The 20,625-nt window shown below is 43.9% G+C and carries 17 protein-coding genes and 7 tRNA genes; 22 read left to right on the forward strand and 2 right to left on the reverse strand.

The genetic code is table 11. The features are described 5' to 3' along the window. Window positions 1–41 precede the first annotated feature (41 nt). Window positions 42–1,232 carry a phosphopentomutase gene (locus GKZ87_06965; protein ID QSI25244.1) on the forward strand — a complete coding sequence of 397 codons (1,191 nt, stop codon included), beginning with the start codon at window positions 42–44 and terminating at the stop codon, window positions 1,230–1,232. A gap of 121 nt (window positions 1,233–1,353) precedes the next feature. Continuing rightward, window positions 1,354–1,893 carry a hypothetical protein gene (locus GKZ87_06970; protein ID QSI25245.1) on the forward strand — a complete coding sequence of 180 codons (540 nt, stop codon included), beginning with the start codon at window positions 1,354–1,356 and terminating at the stop codon, window positions 1,891–1,893. Between the two features lie 25 nt (window positions 1,894–1,918). Here GKZ87_06970 and GKZ87_06975 read toward each other — a convergent pair whose 3' ends face one another. After that, complete coding sequence (locus GKZ87_06975) at window positions 1,919–4,258, reverse strand: ATP-dependent DNA helicase (GenBank protein ID QSI25246.1); 2,340 nt, start codon at window positions 4,256–4,258, stop codon at window positions 1,919–1,921. A gap of 106 nt (window positions 4,259–4,364) precedes the next feature. On the opposite strand from GKZ87_06975, the gene GKZ87_06980 reads away from it, so the two are divergent. The 19 genes from GKZ87_06980 (at window position 4,365) to GKZ87_07070 (ending at window position 18,888) form a co-directional block, all read left to right on the forward strand. After that, the gene (locus tag GKZ87_06980) at window positions 4,365–5,336 is read left to right on the forward strand and encodes an RluA family pseudouridine synthase (GenBank protein QSI25247.1); all 972 of its coding nucleotides are present in this window, start codon (window positions 4,365–4,367) and stop codon (window positions 5,334–5,336) included. A gap of 140 nt (window positions 5,337–5,476) precedes the next feature. Beyond that, window positions 5,477–6,733 (forward strand): cation:proton antiporter, encoded by a 1,257-nt coding sequence (locus tag GKZ87_06985; GenBank protein ID QSI25248.1) that lies wholly within the window; start codon window positions 5,477–5,479, stop codon window positions 6,731–6,733. Window positions 6,734–7,722: 989 nt separating this feature from the next. Beyond that, window positions 7,723–8,034: a stress protein gene (locus GKZ87_06990; protein QSI25249.1), complete on the forward strand. Its 312-nt coding sequence runs from the start codon at window positions 7,723–7,725 to the stop codon at window positions 8,032–8,034. Window positions 8,035–8,073: 39 nt separating this feature from the next. Further along, entirely contained in the window at window positions 8,074–9,120 is a 1,047-nt protein-coding gene (locus GKZ87_06995) for an aspartyl beta-hydroxylase (GenBank protein QSI25250.1), read from the forward strand. Window positions 9,121–9,134: 14 nt separating this feature from the next. Beyond that, the gene (locus GKZ87_07000; GenBank protein QSI25251.1) at window positions 9,135–11,057 is read left to right on the forward strand and encodes a V-type ATP synthase subunit I; all 1,923 of its coding nucleotides are present in this window, start codon (window positions 9,135–9,137) and stop codon (window positions 11,055–11,057) included. A gap of 13 nt (window positions 11,058–11,070) precedes the next feature. Continuing rightward, window positions 11,071–11,514 (forward strand): ATPase, encoded by a 444-nt coding sequence (locus GKZ87_07005; protein ID QSI25252.1) that lies wholly within the window; start codon window positions 11,071–11,073, stop codon window positions 11,512–11,514. Between the two features lie 18 nt (window positions 11,515–11,532). Beyond that, on the forward strand, window positions 11,533–11,841 hold the full coding sequence (locus GKZ87_07010) for an ATP synthase subunit F (protein ID QSI25253.1): 309 nt from the start codon (window positions 11,533–11,535) through the stop codon (window positions 11,839–11,841). Window positions 11,842–11,851: 10 nt separating this feature from the next. After that, the gene (locus tag GKZ87_07015) at window positions 11,852–12,448 is read left to right on the forward strand and encodes a hypothetical protein (GenBank protein ID QSI25254.1); all 597 of its coding nucleotides are present in this window, start codon (window positions 11,852–11,854) and stop codon (window positions 12,446–12,448) included. A 36-nt stretch (window positions 12,449–12,484) separates the two neighbouring features. Next, window positions 12,485–14,236 carry a V-type ATP synthase subunit A gene (locus GKZ87_07020; GenBank protein ID QSI25255.1) on the forward strand — a complete coding sequence of 584 codons (1,752 nt, stop codon included), beginning with the start codon at window positions 12,485–12,487 and terminating at the stop codon, window positions 14,234–14,236. Window positions 14,237–14,248: 12 nt separating this feature from the next. Then, on the forward strand, window positions 14,249–15,691 hold the full coding sequence (locus tag GKZ87_07025; GenBank protein QSI25256.1) for a V-type ATP synthase subunit B: 1,443 nt from the start codon (window positions 14,249–14,251) through the stop codon (window positions 15,689–15,691). Window positions 15,692–15,693: 2 nt separating this feature from the next. Continuing rightward, window positions 15,694–16,332 carry a V-type ATP synthase subunit D gene (locus GKZ87_07030; GenBank protein QSI25257.1) on the forward strand — a complete coding sequence of 213 codons (639 nt, stop codon included), beginning with the start codon at window positions 15,694–15,696 and terminating at the stop codon, window positions 16,330–16,332. Between the two features lie 617 nt (window positions 16,333–16,949). Next, window positions 16,950–17,026 (forward strand) — tRNA-Arg (locus GKZ87_07035). Window positions 17,027–17,034: 8 nt separating this feature from the next. Further along, window positions 17,035–17,111 (forward strand) — tRNA-Pro (locus tag GKZ87_07040). Window positions 17,112–17,129: 18 nt separating this feature from the next. Then, window positions 17,130–17,206, forward strand: a tRNA-Met gene (locus tag GKZ87_07045). Between the two features lie 12 nt (window positions 17,207–17,218). Continuing rightward, window positions 17,219–17,295 (forward strand) — tRNA-Ile (locus GKZ87_07050). An 18-nt stretch (window positions 17,296–17,313) separates the two neighbouring features. Further along, window positions 17,314–17,404 (forward strand) — tRNA-Ser (locus GKZ87_07055). 39 nt (window positions 17,405–17,443) lie between these two features. Further along, window positions 17,444–17,520 (forward strand) — tRNA-Met (locus GKZ87_07060). Window positions 17,521–17,523: 3 nt separating this feature from the next. Beyond that, a tRNA-Phe gene (locus tag GKZ87_07065) sits at window positions 17,524–17,599 on the forward strand. A gap of 182 nt (window positions 17,600–17,781) precedes the next feature. After that, the gene (locus tag GKZ87_07070) at window positions 17,782–18,888 is read left to right on the forward strand and encodes a tyrosine-type recombinase/integrase (GenBank protein ID QSI25258.1); all 1,107 of its coding nucleotides are present in this window, start codon (window positions 17,782–17,784) and stop codon (window positions 18,886–18,888) included. A gap of 24 nt (window positions 18,889–18,912) precedes the next feature. Here the strand turns inward: GKZ87_07070 and GKZ87_07075 are convergent, their stop codons facing one another. After that, entirely contained in the window at window positions 18,913–20,142 is a 1,230-nt protein-coding gene (locus GKZ87_07075; GenBank protein QSI25259.1) for a helix-turn-helix domain-containing protein, read from the reverse strand. 139 nt (window positions 20,143–20,281) lie between these two features. On the opposite strand from GKZ87_07075, the gene GKZ87_07080 reads away from it, so the two are divergent. After that, window positions 20,282–20,515, forward strand: a complete 234-nt coding sequence (locus GKZ87_07080) for a helix-turn-helix domain-containing protein (protein ID QSI25260.1) — start codon at window positions 20,282–20,284, stop codon at window positions 20,513–20,515. The last annotated feature ends 110 nt before the right edge of the window (window positions 20,516–20,625 follow it).

The following is a 20,625-nucleotide window of genomic DNA, read 5'->3' on the forward strand; positions in this document are numbered from 1 at the left end:
GGATACCCGGCAGGATAAGACAGATAAAGGAGGCTTTACGTATGAAACCATATAAGAGAATTTTTACCATCGTCATCGATTCTCTCGGAGTCGGTGCGATGCCCAATGCCGCAGAATACGATGATGTAGGTTGTGACACCCTGGGACATATCGATGCTCATATGCCGGACTTTAACATACCAAATCTGGCAAAGCTGGGACTGGCGAATCTGCATCCGCTCAAGCATGTTGCCCCGGTATCCGAGCCAAAGGGATACTATACGAAGCTGCTGGAGGCAAGTGTTGGAAAGGATACGATGACCGGACACTGGGAAATGATGGGACTCCATATTACTACACCGTTTAAGACCTTTACTGAAACGGGCTTTCCACAGGATCTGATCGATGAGCTGGAACGCCAAACAGGCCGTCATATCATTGGAAATAAATCAGCCAGCGGAACAGAGATTCTGGATGAGCTGGCAGAGCAGGAAATCAATAACGGTGATTTGATTGTTTACACATCCGCGGATTCCGTACTGCAGATTTGTGGAAATGAAGAAACCATGGGAGTGGAAACCCTGTATCATTACTGTGAAATTGCGCGTGAGCTTACCATGCGGCCGGAATGGATGGTAGGCAGAGTCATTGCCCGTCCGTATACCGGAAGTAAAAAGGGTGAATTTAAACGTACGAGCAACCGTCATGACTATGCCTTGAAGCCTTATGGAAAAACTGCTCTGGATGCGCTGAAGGATGCCGGTTTGGATGTTATCAGCATCGGAAAAATCAAGGATATTTTCGATGGCGAGGGTATCACGCAGGCATTAAAATCCAAGAGCAGCGTCCATGGTATGGAACAGACGATTGAGGTTATGGATCAGGATTTCCACGGGTTATGCTTTGTAAATCTGGTGGATTTCGATGCACTGTGGGGACACCGCAGAAACCCAATCGGTTATGGTGAGGAGCTGGAACGCTTTGACAAGCTGCTGGGCGTTGTTCTGGATAAGCTGCAGGAGGACGATCTGCTCATCATCACCGCAGATCATGGAAACGATCCTACGTATAAGGGAAGCGATCATACTAAGGAAATGGTTCCGTTTCTGGCATACAGCCCGCGTATGGAAGGACACGGACTGCTGCCGGTAAGTGATACATTTGCAATGATCGGAGCTACCATTGCGGATAATTTCAAGGTGGCTATGCCGGAAAATACGATAGGAACAAGCTGTTTAAATCAATTAAAATAAGGTACTGATGAAACACTTAAAAGGCATCTGCACAGAAGGAATCGTAGAAGTGAATACGAGGTTCTTACGGCAGAGCCTTTTTTATTATATATTGTCCAAAGAGACGGCTGCCTTTAGGATTATGGCAGGTTTTCATTCTGGCTTTTGTCCCTATTATTGTCCGGCAACGAATGAAAAAAACTATAAAAGTGATATAGCAGATATCGAAGGAGCAAGGTATCTGCGGCGACCATTTGATGTTGTATGGTATCCTGTTATATTTGTCATCGTCATGATACTGATATGCTCTGTTGTAAGAGGCAGATTGTTTACTTTTTCCTCTTTTTTTGTAGCTACAATGATCTTGTCTTTATGTAGCCTGCTTATCTCAAAAACAGGGAACTATATATACAAAAAAATAAGAGGAAATAAGCTTGTCGCAATCCTGAATAAGGATGGTATCTATACTCCACGGCTGTTTTTAAGCTGGGATAAGATAAACCGGATGAAGGTACATTATGCACTGCCGAAAAGCGCAAGAGGTACCAGTTATTTTATTGAATTAGAATTCGTTATGAAGGTGGAGGATGCATTTCATTGTACAGAAAGTGTTTATATCTATTATGTCCCATTGAAAATGAGGAGGCATATAAGAACATATTTAAAACAGCGGGAGTCCTAAAAAAGTAAGTGTAGGTTACGATACATCAGCTATTTTGCTGCCAGAATTGTTTTACAGTCTCATGCAGCCGCTCGGGATCATTGATGACCTGAAACGACCGCATATGCGCCGGCAGAAGCCGCTGATAAAACGGTGTTGTAAAACGCTCGTCAATCAATAATACAATGCCTTTATCCGCATGGGAACGAATGACTCTGCCTGCTGCCTGCAATACCTTGTTCATACCGGGAATTTGATAAGCATAGGCATATCCCATTGCGTTCTCTTCCTCAAAATGATCCCGCAGCAAATCCTGCTGGGGATTCACCTGGGGCAGTCCAACACCGATGATAATTGTGCCAATCAGCTTTTCCCCTTTCAAATCGATCCCCTCGGAAAACATACCGCCCAGTACGCAGAACAGGACATGCAGATCCTTTGTCGTATTGAAATGATCGAGAAATGACTGCTTTTCCTCCTCCTTCATCCCACTTTCCTGGATGCTGACATGAATATCCGTGAATTGCTCCATAAAGACCTCTGCGACCTGCTTCATATACGTATAGCTGGGAAGAAATACGATATAATTGCCTTTTTTGGCACGCACTGCCCCATGGATCATGGCGGCAATCGCGGTAAGGCTAAAGCTGCGGTTACGATATCTGGTAGAAATGGCATCGCACACTATAATGCAGCGGTTTTGCGCAGAAAAAGGAGAGGGAAGAAACAGCCTTCTTGTTTTTCTTGTGGCTCCAAGCAAATCCTGATAATAATCGACAGGGGAAAGAGTGGCGGAGAAAAATATCGTACTGCGTCCTAGAGCGCAGGTTTCCCTTAACGGATGGGCTGGATTCAGACAAAGCTGCTTCAGCACGATATCTGTACCCTGCTTCTCGTACCAGGTTATGAAATTCTCATCATAAAACTCCGCAATCCGGTTGTGATTGATGCATGTAAAATACAAATCGCGCAGCTCCTCATCCTGCGTATCCTCATGCTCACTCTGCAGATAGATGTCCATTTGTTCGATGACCTCAGCCAGGCGCTGCTTGATAGAAAGAAGCGGCTCCTTTTGATATAGAAAGTCCTGCCCCTTCTCCTCACACTGCTTTTTCAGCTGTAGAAATTCGCGATTGATCGCACGCAGAGCGGCATGCAGGGGCTTTCGGTGCTTGGGAATCCAGCGGGCTGCCTGTAGAAAAGCAGCCTTATGCAGCTCTGTGCTGTACATACTGCGGGCGCGGTCCACCAGGTTATGCGCTTCATCCACTAGAAATACATACTCCCCCTTTTCCATGAAAAAACGCTTCAAATAGACCCGGGGATCAAAAACATAATTATAATCACAGACGATGACATCCCCATACAGGCTGGCATCCAGACTCAGCTCAAAGGGACAGATGCCATGCTCCTGTGCTTTTTTCTCAACGGCCTTACGGTCAATGAACTGTGTTTCCTGCAGCAGCTCATACAGCGCATCCTGACAGCGGTCGTAATACCCCTTTGCATAGGGACAGACCTCGGGATCACAGTTGCGAACCTCCTGAAAACAGATTTTATCCTTGGCAGTGATAGCCACGCTCTTAAAGGCTACCTCCTGTTTGTACAGCAGATGCAGTGTATCATAAGCAACCGCGGCTGTAACATTTTTCGCACATAGATAAAACACCTTTTCCGCTTTTCCTTCACCGATAGCCTTTAATGCAGGAAATAAGGTGGAAATCGTTTTTCCGATACCGGTCGGTGCACAGGCGAACAGCTTTTCCCGATCGAGTATGGACTTATATACAGCAACAGCAAAATCACGCTGTCCGCTGCGGTATTGTGCAAATGGAAACTTCAGCTCCTTTAAGGTTCTGGATGCACGGATTTTCAAATCTCTGCTCAAAGCCGCCCATTTTACATAGCGCTGCAGGGTATCCATATAAAACGCTGCCAGCTCCTCCCGCGTTTTTTCTTCCTCAAACTGCTTGATTTCCTCAGTATCAATCTGATAATAGGTCATCTGAATACAGAGTGAGGCTGCATCATGCTCCTGCAGATACATATGTCCATAGCAATAGGCCTGTGCTGCATGTACGAAGACAGGCTCCTGTAATTCGGAAAACGGAATTGCCGTTGTCTTGATTTCCTCAATCGTAACATGACCGTCCTCCCTGCGGATACCGTCTGCACGCCCTTCAATTTCAAACACGATATCATCCAGCTCACTGGACAGCTTCAAAAATACCTCACTCTCATAATCTCCCTGCGCTGCACTCTGCAGCATACGGTGGATCCGGCTGCCAAGATTAGCCCGCTCTATGGATGGTGCTGCTGTTACCAAATCTCCGCCAATCCATACCGATTCCACCAAGGCACGTACTGACATTTTGCAGTGAAACACATGGATCCCTCCTTTATAAAGCTTCTGTATAGTAATTTTAGTCGTTTTTGTAGGATTATGCAATGCAAGTACGGTATAATATACTGGTAAAAAGTGAGGAATGTCTATGAAAGAATTTTATATAGGAGAAAATGATGCAGATCAGCGTGTGGATAAATTCATCCAGAAGACGATGAAAACCATGCCCAAAAGCCTGATGTATAAATATATAAGGAATAAGAAAATCAAGGTGAATCGAAAACGCTGTGAAATATCGCAGCGGCTGGCACTCGGTGATACCATGCAGTGCTACATAGCGGAGGAATTTTATGAAACACAAAGCATGCGGCAGTTTCTGCAGGTGCCCTCTACCCTTGATATCGTGTATGAGGATGAACACATCCTGTTGATCAATAAGCCGAAGGGCTTGCGGGCCCACAGTGATACCAGTGAGGTCCAGGATAATCTGGCTGACCGCCTGCTGCATTATCTGTATGAGTCGCAGGAATATGATCCGGCTCATGAACAAAGCTTTACCCCGGCTCTGTGTCACCGCATTGACCGCAATACGCAGGGACTGGTGATTGCCGCAAAAACAGCGGCAGCCCTTCGCTGCATGAATGAGAAAATCGCTGCCAGGGAAGTGGAAAAGAAATATCTGTGCATCATACAGGGAAGTCTGCGCAAACAGCAGGATCATATCGTCCTGTATCATCGTAAAAAGGAGCAGGATAACATTGCAGAGGTCATCGAGCATGAACAGGAAGGCTATGCCCGCATGGAAACCAGCTATCGCGTTTTACAGGATAAAGGCAGCTATTCCCTTGTTGAGGTTGAACTGCACAGCGGTAAAAGTCATCAGATCCGCGCGCTTATGAGCTGGCTGCGACATCCGTTGCTTGGGGATGTAAAGTATGGGGCGGATAAAACAGCACAGAAGCAGTATCAGGCGCTGTGTGCCTATTATGTGGCTTTCCATTTTCATGACGGGGATTGCTGTCTGCAGTATCTGAATGGGAAGACATTTCAGTTATCGGATACAGATGTGGAACGCCGGTTTTCTGCTATTTCAAATAGCAAAAGAAGACAGCACCGTTAAATATTTACAACAGCCGGATACAGGCAGCTTTAAAAGCATCAAGCTGGAAGGAACTGCCATATAAAAATTACATGCAATCGCTTGCTTTTATGAAAAAGAGGTGTATAATCAGTTAAGTTGAAAATAAAAGGAGAGAGTTTATGGAATCTTATCGTTACCTGCTGGACGTGGCGCTGATTCTTCTCAGCACGAAGGTATTCGGACTGCTTACCAGAAGAATAGAAATGCCGCAGGTCGTTGGGGCGCTTGTAGCAGGCTTGCTGCTGGGGCCGGCATTTTTTAATATCGTACAGGAATCGGAATTCCTGGATCATATTGCAGAAATCGGTGTTATCGTACTGATGTTCTCTGCAGGTCTGGAAACAGATATCACAGAGCTGAAGAAAAGCGGGAAAAACAGCTTTGTCATTGCACTAATCGGTGTTCTGGTACCGCTGCTTGCAGGTTATGTTCTGGCATCCTTTTTTAATACAGAGCCGGATGCATTCCTGCAGAATATGTTTATCGGTGTTATCCTGACGGCAACCTCTGTGAGTATCTCCGTTGAAACGCTCAAGGAGATGGGAAAGCTCTCCACCCCGAGTGGAAATGCGATTCTGGGGGCTGCTTTGATTGATGATATTCTTGGAATCGTTGCATTGACCATCATTACCGGTATGGCAGACACCTCAGTGCAGCTGGGAGAGGTCATGCTGAAAATCGTTGCCTTCTTTGTTCTCGCAGTAATTGTTGGAATCTTTGCCCGCAAGGGGATTGAGAAATTCTTTGACCGCTATCAGAAGGTACATCGCCGGTTTTCCATTCTGAGCTTTGCCTTCTGTCTGCTGTTTGCCTATGTTGCGGAAGCCTTCTTCGGTGTAGCGGATATTACCGGGGCATTTATCGCCGGATTGATTATCAGCGGTACAAGCCGCTGCAATTATGTGCAGATGCGTATTGAAACCTTATCGTATCTCTTGATTTCCCCGGTCTTTTTTGCGAGCATCGGTTTAAAGGTTGTTCTGCCTGAAATGAGCACCAGCATTATGATTTTCTCTGTGCTGCTTCTGGTGCTGGCGATTCTGACGAAGATTGTCGGCTGCGGACTTGGGGCTAAGCTGTGCAAGTATGAAACAATACAGAGTCTGCGTATCGGAATCGGAATGGTATCCCGTGGAGAGGTTGCGCTGATTGTTGCCAGTAAGGGGATGAAGGTTGGCTTGATGAATGATGCATTTTTCGGCCCGATCATCATTATGGTCGTACTGACAACGGTTGTTACACCGATCTTGTTGAAAATAGTGTTCAGAAGCCGTGAAAATGATCCGGATGTTTATGCATCTTCAGAGCTGATTGAGGATTATGAAAAAATCGAGCAGAACGAAAAGCTGGCGCAGAAGGTGCTGGAACAGAGCTGATTTTGATTTAAGTCATGGAAAGCGTGTAGGAACACATATATAAGAGTATATCGTGTAAGAATTTACAGTGAAAGAGTGCATGGTAAAAGGGTATATAAGTAAAAATATATATATGTAGAAATGTATGTAAAGGAATATATATCGGAAAATATATGTAAAATAGAGAAGCAGGTGTTGTGAAATGCATAGCCCGCTTTTTTTATGCTGCATGAGGCTGTTGTTGATGCTGTATGAGAAATAATCGTTGTATCCTATGCGTATATGATGCCTGTGCTTTAATACTTCTATACGAAAAACGCTCAGAAACGCAAAACCTGGATCAAATAGGAATCGGTATCACTGCTGCGTATATAGGATCGTATATGTGCAGATTCTGCTCAGTAAATGATAGTATAGGGGAAACTGTTGATTTTTGTGGACTGCTTTACTTAATCTAATCGAGTCTATATGAACGCAATTCCTATACGTTTCGGATATGGAAGCAATCTCACTCTTACGGCAACAAAATCAGAAACAAGGCGTTTTGTACACATGGCTTCTAAGCTGTCCTGTATGGAAAGCATTTTTGCCTGCTGTATCCTGAGGATACATCTTTGTTCATCGCTAAGCTGCCTCACCATTTTTTAAATTGTGAGAATTTATGTTTTGTTTATATTTTACATTCCTGATTTTCTTCTCCTGAAAGAAACAATTCCTGCAAATGATGCAGAAAATCCGACACTTTTTAAATCAGAAACATACAGCAGGCCTTGTGTACAGAAAAAGGGGTTTCACAAATGCTTTGTTTACAAAATTTTCATAAGGTAAAAAATACATGGAAAAAGGATAGAAAACCGCAATTTTTACAGGGGATTTCCGGAACCGATTTCATGAAAAAAAGGAGTGAATTCTTCGCTTGCACACCAAAATAAAAAGGTGTATACTTCTAGAAGTTTGGTGAACGGCCAAACGATTCGGTGGTATAATAAGGATAAAGGAGGTGTCGTTTTTTGGAAGAAATCATTCGTAAAATCGTTGATGCCGACAAGCAGGCAAGAGCGCGTGTCGAGCAGAAGCAGAAGGAACGCCACAACATCCAGAATCTGATACAGGACCAGAGTATGGAAATAAGAGAAAAGTATCGAAAAGAAACAGAACGCTGTATAACAGAGAAACGCGAAGAGATGGACGCGGATCTGTCAAAGGCTATGCAGCAGGAAGAAACCGTCTATGAGGAGGCATTGCAGGCTCTGCAAAAGAAATTTGACGAGCATAAGGATGAATGGGTTTCACAGATTGTGGAACGAACACTGGCAATGTAGCTGAATGGTAGCCTGTACACGTTGGGAGGTGATGTGTATATGAGTATGGCAGAAGGTGTTATTGTGGCGAAAGCCAGAAGCATGCACGGAGAAGCGCTGGATGAAGAAATGTATCAGGAGCTGCTGCATAAGAAAAGCGTGGCGGAAATCGCCGGTTACCTGAAGCATGAAACCTCCTATGCGGCAGCCCTAAAGGATGTGCGGGAAAACAATATTCACCGCGGTCAGCTGGAAAGCATTCTGCGTCAGGAGATTTTTAAAAAAACGATGAAGCTGTACCGTTATGCGGATGCGGCCTTGAAGCCGTATTATAAGCTGCATATGCAGCAGATCGAAATTGATCTGATCCTGTCCCGTATCCGGGTTTTGATTTCTCAGGAGTATGAAGCAGCCATTGCGGAATTTCCTATTTTCCTGAAGCCGTATACCAGCTTTGACCTGCTGCGGCTTGGAAATGTTCACAGCTTTGATGAACTGCTGGATGTTTTAAAGAATACCATGTATTATGCAATACTTCTTCCTTTCCGTGTAAAAAAAGGGCAGGAAAATGATATTGATTATACAAAAATGGAAACGCAGCTGCAGGTGCAGCATTACACCCATACCTTTCAGGTGATTGACAAGACGCTGAAGGGAAAAAGCAGAAAAGCGGTCAAGGAGTTTTTTGCAATGCAGATCGAACTCAGCAATATCGAGAAAATCTACCGTTACAAAAAATACTTTAACGCCCGTGAAGACATTATCCGCGAATCCCTGGTACCGGTGCATGAGCATCTGTCCGCTGCCTTTGTGGAGGAGCTGATCGCACAGCCCAATGCACGCGCATTTATCAAGCTGCTGCAGAGCAGCACGTACCGTTTGGGAATCGAGGATATGGAAAAGGATTACGTATATATCGAACAGTATACGGATTCCTTCCTGTATGAAAAGGCAAAAAAGAATATTTACTATTCTCTGGATGCCCCACTGGTATTTACCAGCTATCTGTATACCGCAGAGCGTGAGCTGGAAAATATCATCAATATTATCGAAGGTGTGCGTTACCACGTATCCATTGAGGATATGCAGCGCATGCTGATCTACTAGAAAGGAGAATGTTCATGGCAATTTCAAAAATGAAACTGGTCAACATCCTTGCGGATAATGAATATCTCAACGATGTACTTTTGAAATTCGTGGAACTGGATTACTTTCATCCGGAACCGGCCAGCAAGTTTGTGGACAGTGTACACGGACTTACCACGCTGAGTGATGAAAATCCGATTACCGATGTGCTGACGCATTTCCATGAGGTGCTGCAGGACATGGATATGACACTTCCTGTAAAGGATGTGAAAAACGGGGAATATGATCTGGAAGGCATCCGTTCCTATATAGACGGAATCCACGGGCGCTTTGAAAACGGTGCAGCGATACGCCGCGAGCTGGAAACCGTGATCCAGGAAAACCGCGATGCACTAACACAGGTACAGAATATCGAAAGCATCGACCTGAATCTGGATGATTTGTTTGAATGCAAATATATTAAAATCCGGTTTGGAAGACTGCCGATCGACAGTGTTGAAAAGCTGCAGTATTACCGCAACCGCCCGTTTGTATTCAAATCGTTCAGTACCGATGATACGTATAGCTGGTGTGTGTATTTCACAACAGCAAAATACGAGGGAGATGTGGACAATATCTTTTCCTCTTTATACTTTGAACGTATCCGAATTCCGGAGTTTGTACACGGAAATCCGAAACAGGCCAAGGAAACACTGCAGGAGGAAATCGACAACGATCTCAAGCAGCTGCAGCATGTGAATGAGGTCATAGATGCCTTAAAGGCTGAATGCATGGACAATTTCGCTGACATCAAGGCGGAGCTGGAGTTTATAAACCACACCTTTGAAGCCAGAAAATATGTACTGGGTCTCGGTGAGAGATTCTCCATTACAGGTTTTGTGGTTGAAGAAGATGTGCCAAAATTGAAGGAAACATTCTCAAATTTGAAGGAGGTGGAAATCGAAGTCAGGCCTGCCCATAGCGACAAGCGACTTTCGCCTCCGACCAAATTAAAGAATGGGTGGTTTGCCAGGCCCTTCTCGATGTTTGTAGAAATGTATGGCACCCCCGAATATGAGGGAATCGATCCAACGCCCTTTGTAGCGTTTACGTATTCACTTCTGTTCGGTATTATGTTTGGCGATCTGGGACAGGGAATCGTCCTGATCCTGGTCGGCTATCTATTTTATAAATGGAAAGGCATGCGCCTTGGGGAAATCGGCATGCGCATCGGTATCTTCTCCAGTATCTTTGGTGTTGTATACGGATCCGTGTTCGGTAACGAGGAGCTGCTGAACCCGTTGTATAAAACGGTGTTTGGTCTTTCCGAAAAGCCGGTTGAGGTTATGACCAGCAACTTCATCCCTGTACTGCTTGTCATGGCAGTGGGGCTGGGAGCGATTCTGATCGTAATCAGTATTGGCATCAATCTGTATCTGCAGATTAAAAATAAAAATTATGGTGAGCTGTTCTTTTCACAGAACGGGGTTGCCGGCCTTGTATTTTATATATCTCTCATCGGTGGTGGCGCTTATCAGCTCATGAGCGGAACAAGCGTTATCACCAATCCAATCTTTGCCGTTATCTTTCTGCTTGTACCGCTGGTACTGATTTTCCTGAAAGAAGCGCTGGAGAGAAAAATGGACAACAGGGAGATGTTCCCGGATGGCTTTGGAGGCTTCTTTGTGGAAAGCTTCTTCGAGCTATTTGAAATCTGCCTTTCATTTATCACCAATACCATCTCCTATCTGCGTGTCGGCGGCTTCGTCTTATCCCATGCGGGGATGATGATGGCTGTCATGCTGATTATGGACATGGCTGGAGGTGCTGGATGGATCGTGCTGATCCTGGGAAATATCTTCGTCATGTGTCTGGAGGGTATGATTGTTGGAATCCAGGTGCTTCGTCTGGAATTCTATGAAATGTTCTCCCGTTATTTCACGGGGAACGGAATCGTGTTTAAATCACTGAATGATTAAAGGAGGAACTATCATGTTAAACATGTTTGAACTTTTATTGCCGCTTATTCTGATCGCATTGATCTCTTTACCGCTGGTAAACGTATTTAGAGGAAAGAAAAGTGTATCTGTAGCAAAGCGCCGTATGATTACGCACGTTTGCTTCTTCTTCGCTATTGTGCTGGGAACAGTGTTCTTCAGCGCAACAAAGGCTTATGCTGCTGGTGCGGATGATGTCACAATGAAAATGGCAGGCTCCATCGGTCAGGGTCTTGGCTTCATCGCCGCTGCACTTGCGACCGGACTTTCCGCACTTGGTGCAGGTATCGCCGTAGCTGCTGCTGCTCCAGCCGCAATCGGAGCCTTCTCTGAAAACGAGAAAAACTTCGGTAAATCCATGATCTTCGTTGCCCTGGGTGAAGGTGTTGCTATCTACGGTCTTTTGATCTCTATCTTCATTATCTTCATGAAGCTGTAATACGGGTGGTGATCCTTCGTGAAATTCTACCTGCTCAGTGATAACATCGATACCCAGATGGGGATGCGTCTGGCAGGGATCGAAGGGGTGGTCGTCCATGAGCGTCATGAGGTTCTAAAAGAGCTGGAGCGTGTGATGCATATGGAGGATGTTGCCATCGTTTTGATGACGACAAAGCTGATTGAAACCTGCCCCGAGGTTATTTCTGAATTAAAACTGAAACAAAAGAAACCGCTGATTGTCGAGATACCAGACCGTCATGGCTCCGCCAAGATTGGAGAAACCATTGACCGCTACGTATCCGAGGCAATCGGTGTGAAACTATGAGGTGTTTGCTATGCTAGATGACAAAATTAAATTGGAGCAGTACTTTGAGGAAGAGATAAAACGAGTTAGCGACATCGAGATTGCCGGTATTGAACAGGAAATTGATGAAATCCGTAAAAAATCCATGGAGGGCCTGGAGCTGGAAGCACAGCGTGAGGCTGGACTTACCAGAGAACAGGAGCTGAAGGAAATGGCCAGCGAGCACGCCATTCGTCTAAGCAAGGCACATGAGGAAACAAACCGCAGACTTATGAAGAAGCGCCGTGAGCTTACCGATGCGGTATTCAAGGCCGCAAAGCAGCAGCTGCAGGAATTTGCCAGCCGTAAGGATTATGCAGAGCTTCTGAAGAAAAAAGCTGCCGACCTTGCACAGCTGGACTATGCGCATGTTGTATTTTATGTCGCACAGAGAGATCAGGCTGTTTTGAAGGATATTTGTGAAGCATATGGAAAGCCCTGTGAGGGGAAATGCGATGCAGATATTCTGCTTGGAGGATTTCGCATGGAATGTGAGGAAAAAGGTATTGTTGTAGATGAAACCTTTGACACCGGCATCGATGAACAGAAAGACTGGTTCTATACGAACTCCGGATTGTTTATAAAATAAAAATTGCATACGAAACCGTATGATTGAGGTGATAATGTGAGTGAAAATGTTATATATTCCATCAACGGTCCAGTCGTAAAGGTCCAAAATGCAGTCGACTTCTCCATGCTGGAGAAGGTATATGTCGGTCATAAACGTCTGATGGGAGAGGTTATTTCCATCAGTAAGGAGGCAACGACGATTCAGGTGTATGAATCCACAACAGGATTAAAGCCGGGAGAACCCGTCGAGCCTACGGGCAGTCCGATTTCTGTAACACTGGGGCCTGGTATCCTGCGTAATATCTTTGACGGAATCGAACGTCCGCTGAAGGAGATTGCAAAGGAATCCGGTGCCTTTATTGCGACCGGTAGCGATGTGGCACCGCTGGATGAAGATGCTTTATGGGATGTAACGGTAAAGGCTTCTGTAGGGGATGAGGTTGTTCCCGGACAGATCTTTGCGACACTTCCGGAAACGGATTTGATCGAGCACCGCTGCATGATTCCGCCAACCCTGTATGGAACGGTTGTGGAAGCTGCAGAAAACGGAAAATACAGCATCAATCAGTGCATCCTGAAGGTAAAGGATGATAAGGATAAGGTTCATGAGCTGACCCTGGTACAGAAATGGCCGATTAAAACGGCACGACCTGTGGCAGAGCGTCTTCCAATCAGTGTACCGCTGATTACCGGACAGCGTATTTTTGATACCCTGTTCCCGATTGCCAAGGGTGGTACGGCAGCGATTCCAGGCGGCTTTGGTACCGGAAAGACCATGACCCAGCATCAGCTGGCAAAATGGTGTGATGCGGATATCATCGTCTATGTCGGCTGCGGAGAGCGTGGAAACGAGATGACGCAGGTTTTGGAGGAATTCTCCGAGCTGATCGATCCGAAATCCAATCGTCCGCTGACCGATCGTACCGTGCTGATTGCCAATACGTCCAACATGCCGGTTGCGGCACGTGAGGCGAGTATTTATACCGGTCTGACACTGGCAGAGTATTATCGTGATATGGGCTATCATGTTGCCATCATGGCGGATTCCACATCACGCTGGGCAGAAGCGCTTCGTGAAATCAGTGGACGTCTGGAGGAAATGCCGGCTGAGGAAGGCTTCCCGGCATATCTGCCAAGTCGTATCTCACAGTTCTATGAGCGTGCCGGCTATATGAAGACACTGAATGATCAGGTAGGGTCCGTATCTATCATCGGTGCCGTATCTCCGCAGGGATCTGACTTCTCCGAGCCGGTTACCCAGAACACCAAGCGGTTTGTACGCTGCTTCTGGGCGCTGGACAAGCAGCTTGCCTATGCACGTCACTATTTCGCCATTAACTGGACGGAAAGCTATTCTGAATATGTGACGGATTTAACAAAATGGTACAATAAGAATGTGGATATGCGTTTCCTTCGCAACCGTCAGGAGATCATGAGTCTGCTGGCAGAGGAAGCGAAGCTGATGGAAATTGTAAAGCTGATCGGTAGTGATGTACTGCCGGAGGATCAGAAGCTGGTCATTGAAATCTGCAAGGTTATCCGTGTCGGATATCTGCAGCAGAATGCGTTCCATAAGGATGATACGTATGTACCGCTGGAAAAGCAGCTGAAAATGATGGATGTTATTTTGTATCTATACAAACGCTGTAAGGATTTGGTTGCACAGGGAAAACCGATGAGCCAGGTGGTGGCTTCTGGGATTTTCGACAAGGTAACCAAAATGAAATACGATGTGCCGAATGACCATATTGAACTGCTGGACACCTATTTTCAACAGATCGATGCGGCTGTCTCACAGGTTGCGTAAGGAGGAAAGTGCATGAGTCTTCAATATGTAGGATTGAGTGAAATTAACGGGCCTCTTGTCTTCCTGGATAACGTGGAAAACGCCAGCTATGAAGAGATGGTGGAAATCAAATGTGGAGATGGAACGACACGTCTGGGAAGAGTGGTTCAGCTGGAGGGCAAAAAAGCTGCCATTCAGGTGTTTGAGGGAACCAACGGAATCTCCCTGAAAAACACAAAAACAAAATTTACAGGAAAGCCGATGGAGCTTGCGTTATCACGCGAGATGCTGGGGCGTACCTTTAACGGAAGCGGACAGCCAATCGACGGGCTGGGAGAAATCTATGCCGAGAAAAGTGCGGATATCAATGGACAGCCGCTGAATCCGGTTTCCCGTGTGTACCCGCGAAATTATATCAATACCGGTATCTCAAGTATCGATGCCTTAACAACACTGATTCGCGGACAGAAGCTGCCAATTTTCTCCGGCTCCGGTATGCCGCACAATGAGCTGGCAGTTCAGCTTGTAAAGCAGGCGAAGATATCGGAAGGGGACGGTAAGAATTTCTGTATCGTCTTTGCGGCTATGGGTGTTAAAAACGATGTCGCAGATTATTTCAAGCGCTCCTTCGAGGAAGCAGGCGTTATGGAAAAGGTTGTTATGTTTATCAATCTTTCCAATGACCCGATCATCGAGCGTACCCTGACACCGCGCTGTGCCTTAACGGCTGCGGAATATCTGGCATATGAGCAGGATATGCATGTACTGGTTATTTTGACAGATATTACCTCATATTGTGAGGCGCTGCGTGAGTTCTCCAGCAGTAAGGGAGAAATTCCGGGACGTAAGGGATATCCGGGATACCTGTACTCTGATCTGGCTTCACTGTATGAAAGAGCAGGTATTGTCAAGGGTGCCGGAGGGTCTGTCACGCAGATTCCGATTCTGACAATGCCGAATGACGATATCACCCACCCGATTCCTGACCTTACCGGGTATATCACCGAGGGACAGATCGTACTGGATCGTAATCTGAACCAGATGGGAGTTTATCCGCCGGTTGGTGTCCTGCCTTCATTGTCACGTTTGATGAAGGATGGAATCGGTGAAGGCTTTACAAGAAAGGATCACTCTGATGTATCCAATCAGCTGTTCGCAGCCTATGCGAAGGTGCAGGATGCCAGAAGTCTGGCTTCTGTTATCGGTGAGGATGAGCTGAGTGATGTCGACAAGCAGTATATGTCCTTTGGTACGTTATTTGAGGAGCATTTCCTGAATCAGGGCTTTGATGATAACCGCAGTATTGAAGAAACGCTGGATCTGGGCTGGGATTTACTCAGCGTCCTGCCGCGTGCGGAGCTTGACCGTGTAGATAACGAGGTTCTTGAGGTCTATTACGATCATGAGCGTGCGGTGAAACGTTTTGGTCTGAAAAGTGGGCCTATCATCAAGGAACTGGCATCTCAGGGTAACTGATTATGGCCAATAAACAGGTGTTTCCAACCAAAGGAAATCTGATTGCGACAAAGAAATCAAACGATCTGGCACATATGGGGTATGAGCTGATGGATCGGAAACGGAATATCCTGACGCGCGAGATGATGTCGCTGCTGGATGATGTAAAGCTGCTGCGTGATAAGATTACGATTACGTATCAGAAGGCTTACTATGCCTTGCAGCAGGCGAATATGTCCTTGGGTGTCATCAGTGATCTGGTGGAAGCGGTGCCGGTGGATACCGGTATCCATATCAGCTATCGCAGTGTCATGGGTGTGGAGATTCCAAAGATTCAATACGATAAGCAGGAGTATAAGCTGACCTATGGCTTAGATCATGCAAATTCCAAGCTGGATTATGCGTACCGCTGTTTCTATAAGGTAAAGGAAATGACGGTGATTCTGGCAGAGGTGGAGAATAGTGTGTACCGGCTTGCAAATGCGATCCGCAAGGCGCAGAAGCGTGCCAACGCCCTGAAGAACATCGTGATTCCGGATTTTGAACATAATATCAAGTTCATAACGGATGCGCTTGAGGAAAAGGAGCGGGAGGAGTTTTCCCGTCAGAAGGTCATCAAGGCAACTAAGGATCGAAAAAAAGCTGAAGAGTCCGCAACATAGCGGCTCTTTTTTTCACGCTCAACATGCTCATGAGATTCCAAGAGCAGCGCTCAGGCTCTGAATAAGTACGGTTATTGGCAGGAAAAATCAAATCGTGTTCAAGGAATATATGCAGGGAATGTGCTGCGGCATGGTGTAAGGTGGAATGTGCGTGCGGGAGTGAGGCAATCGGTGCCGGCTTCAGAAAAGAGAATCAATCTGAATCCGAGGATATTTTCTTGGACAAGATCAGATGGCTTTACTGAACTGTGAAAAATCGAATGTTAACTTGGGTATGTAGCGGCCCGGTATTTGCATAGGACGATTCTTTCTATATGATATAGAATGCTGGTGATCCATCGGTTTTTAAATGATTAACCATTTGCTGCTTTCCATATACAGGATTCTTTTGCTTTATAAAGGTTGGAAGGAAATGCATCGGATTTTTATCGAAAAGAGTACAAAGGTAAGCAAAGAAAAGGGCACAAGACCTTTATTTATCAGGGGATTTTGCAGTATTGCTGAAAAAGATAAAAAAAACGAAAAAAATTCAAAAAAAGTCTTGCATAAATGGTCTTTCTGTTGTATTATATATGAGCGCTGATGAGAACAGCGCAAAGAAAGAAAACGAAAACGATGCGCCCATAGCTCAACTGGATAGAGCGTTTGACTACGGATCAAAAGGTTGTGGGTTCGATTCCTGCTGGGCGCGCCATTATTTTTCGGGATGTAGCACAGCTTGGTAGTGCACTTGATTTGGGATCAAGGGGTCGCAGGTTCAAATCCTGTCATCCCGACCATTGTAAAATTGTAAACACGGCTGGGTAGCTTAGTTGGCTAGAGCATCCGGTTCATACCCGGAAGGTCGCGAGTTCGAGTCTCGCCCCCGCCACCAATTTTGCTAATTGGACCCTTAGCTCAGTTGGTCAGAGCATCCGGCTCATAACCGGTGGGTCGTAGGTTCGAGTCCTACAGGGTCCACCATTATGTTACCGAACATCTGGAGGAATACCCAAGTGGTTGAAGGGTCCGGTCTTGAAAACCGGTAGGTCGGGAAACTGGCGCCTGGGTTCGAATCCCAGTTCCTCCGCCATTTAAATCTTCAACTAAAAAAGAATTGCTCATTAAACATCGCGGGGTAGAGCAGCCTGGTAGCTCGTCGGGCTCATAACCCGGAGGTCGTTGGTTCAAATCCTTCCCCCGCAACCAAATGGTCCCGTAGCTCAGTCGGTAGAGCAATGGACTGAAAATCCATGTGTCGTTGGTTCGATTCCGACCGGGACCACCATTTAAGAAAACAAGCCTTTAGATAAAGAAAATCCTTTATTTAAAGGCTTTTCTTATGTTTTACTATATTGCTTGTTATGATAAAAAACACCAAAATGACGAAAACATGACGAAAAAATCTACTTTTTTATATTCTGATTAGGTGCTATACTGATATTAGAGATAGGAAAGAAGGTGTGATTCATGGCTGTTGAAAAGAGAAACGGTAAGTGGTATATACGTGGTAAAGTGAAGTTGGAGGATGGCAACTTCAAAGACTATCATCGTGTAGCAAAAGGCTGCAAACTCAAAAAAGAAGCTATGAAATTTGAGGAGAGCTTCCTGGCCAAGTACAATGAGGATCTGGAGCAGATGCGCGCTACCAATATCACATTTAAAGAGCTTACTGAAATGTATTTAAGGGAAAAACAGGGAAGCACGAAATCAAGTACGCTTGCTACTGATAAGTACATGTTTGATCAGATGGATGAGCTGTATGATAAGAAAATCAATCTGATTAGAACGAAGACGATAAAAGACTTCATCGAAAGCTACAACACACCAGAATACAAGCTGTCGTATGTTAATAAGATGAGGACATATCTAAATAAACTTTTCAGCTATGCTGTTAAACAGAATCTTATCGAACGTAACCCCGTTTCTTCTATTCCTAATTTTAAGCGCCCTGACGAATTGAAAGAAGAAATGCAGTTCTACACACCTGATGAGTGGAAACGCTTCATACAGGCATTTCCTAAAGACGATATCATGTATTATACGATTTGCTGCACTTTGTATTATATGGGGATGCGTCGTGGTGAAGTACTTGCCTTGAATAGGAAAGATGATGTGGACATCGTAAAGGGGACAATACGCGTCAATAAGACTGTTTCTCAGTACGTAAGTGGACAGAGGTATGTAGTAACACCTCCTAAAACAAAAAACTCGTACAGGGTCATAAAAATGCCGGATGAGGAGCTTCGGATTATGACGGAATATCTTGAATGGTATGATTCATGCCCTGGAGCGCCTGCGGATGGCTTCCTGTTCGGAATGGATCAGCCGATTATTCCTAAACTGCTAAATAAGAGGTTTCATAGAGTGGCAGATGCTGCAGGTTTACCACAAATTCGTATTCATGACCTCAGACACTCCCATGCCACGCTTTTAATTAACCACGGTGCAAATATCAAAGCCATAGCAGATCGCCTCGGAAACACAGTGGAAGAGGTGCTGAAGACCTATTCCCATCTGTTCAATGAAACAGAAGATGCTATGATTCAAATCATCAATAATGTATTCAAAAAATAGGACAGCTCTTTGTAGGGCTGTCCTTTAATCATAATATGGATAAAGAGAATCTATAGCTTCATCGCGAATGTCTTTTGCTTTATTATCAATAATGTTTTTTAAAACATTTGCTTTCTCAATAGGATCAGTATAATCCGCTAATTGTTTTACAAATCCTATTGAATGGTTTTTTAAAAATTCTTGTGCTTGTTCAAGATTTGTAAACGTGTCATAACAGTAATTATAGCCACTATTTATATAGTTAATAGGCTTTTTTATATCAAGATCGCGTACGATATAATATAGAAATTGATTGTTTTTTATTTGATCAATAATGATATGATATATTTTTTCTAAGAAAGAAGTGTGATATTGTTTTATATGTCGATTATCTATTGTGGTTATATTTATATCTTGAAAAAACATAAGTAAATGCTTCCTTCTTGAAATATTCTTCAATTGACTTTCATCGTTTATTTGCATTACTTTATTTTTCAGAAGTATTGCTCCGGCATTAAAATCTCCAAATCGCTTTTCATTTTCTTTGCCCATTGCATCTCTCAATGTCCCAATGCTTAATAAATAGGGTTCCTGTATTTTTTGTAAGCTTTTCTTGGATATTGCATCATAAAAATTTTCATACTTTAATAAATTTAATTGAATTAGTATATCATGTTCGAAGATTGTATAATAATCGTAATAATCATCATTGTTTAGTTGGATTTCTTTATCATTTTTTTTATAATAAAGCATAGCTTCTTGCTTTAATGTATTGTAATCTTTAGGAAACTCATTTTTTTTATTAAGAAAAAGTTGCTCGGACGTCATATCTATAGGGTAATCTAAAATAACAGCAAGTGCTCTCTGCTCTATGAGTGTTGGTATGCTTTCACCAATTACCCAAGAATAAATTTTAGAATATGTTTGCTCCAAAGTTTCGTATTTAATCATTGATAGATGATCTTTTTTCACATATCTATACCATTCTGTAACAAACTCATAATAATTTTTTCTGTTTAATTGTATAGCAGTTTTAAAATTTACAGAAAAATTTTCAAAATTATCGTTTCTTTTATATTCTCTATCAATATCTAAAAGAAAATCAATACTTACATTAAAATATGAGGCTATCTCTTTCAAAGTATCGAAATCAGGTTCTCTTCTACCTGTTTCATAATTCGCATAAGTCTGTTGATTCATACCCAACTTATCTGCCATTTCTTTTTGTGTTAGATTACATGATGTTCTTAATTTCTTTAAATTTTCCATTATCATCACCACTGTTATTTTACCACGAAATGGCTATACAAACAATTTGTTTTAAAAAATAGTTGAAATTTTTTTTTGTTTTGAATTATTATATTGTTGTCATACAAAATGACAAGAATCCCAAAATGAAAAGGAGGTGTGATGCATGGAAAATATTTCAATGGGAAAGAAGCTAAAAATATTAAGAGGCACAAAATCTAAAGAAGAGGTTGCATATAAAGTTGGTATTACCACAGTGGCTTTAATGAATTATGAAACTGGAACAAGGATGCCTAAGGATGAAATTAAGATTAAATTAGCTGATTTTTATGGACTTACTGTCCAAGAATTGTTCTTTCCAGATCAAGTGAAAGACAAAAAGAAAAGCACTCATTCATAATCTTTGGCCGGATTAATGAGTGCACCACACAACAACCACAAGGGATTGCTATATCTATTCTACTAAAATTGTATCCCAAAATCAATGGAAAAATACTAGAAATTGCAGGG

Source organism: Erysipelotrichaceae bacterium 66202529 (assembly GCA_017161075.1).
Taxonomy (GTDB): Bacteria; Bacillota_I; Bacilli_A; order Erysipelotrichales; family Erysipelotrichaceae; genus Clostridium_AQ.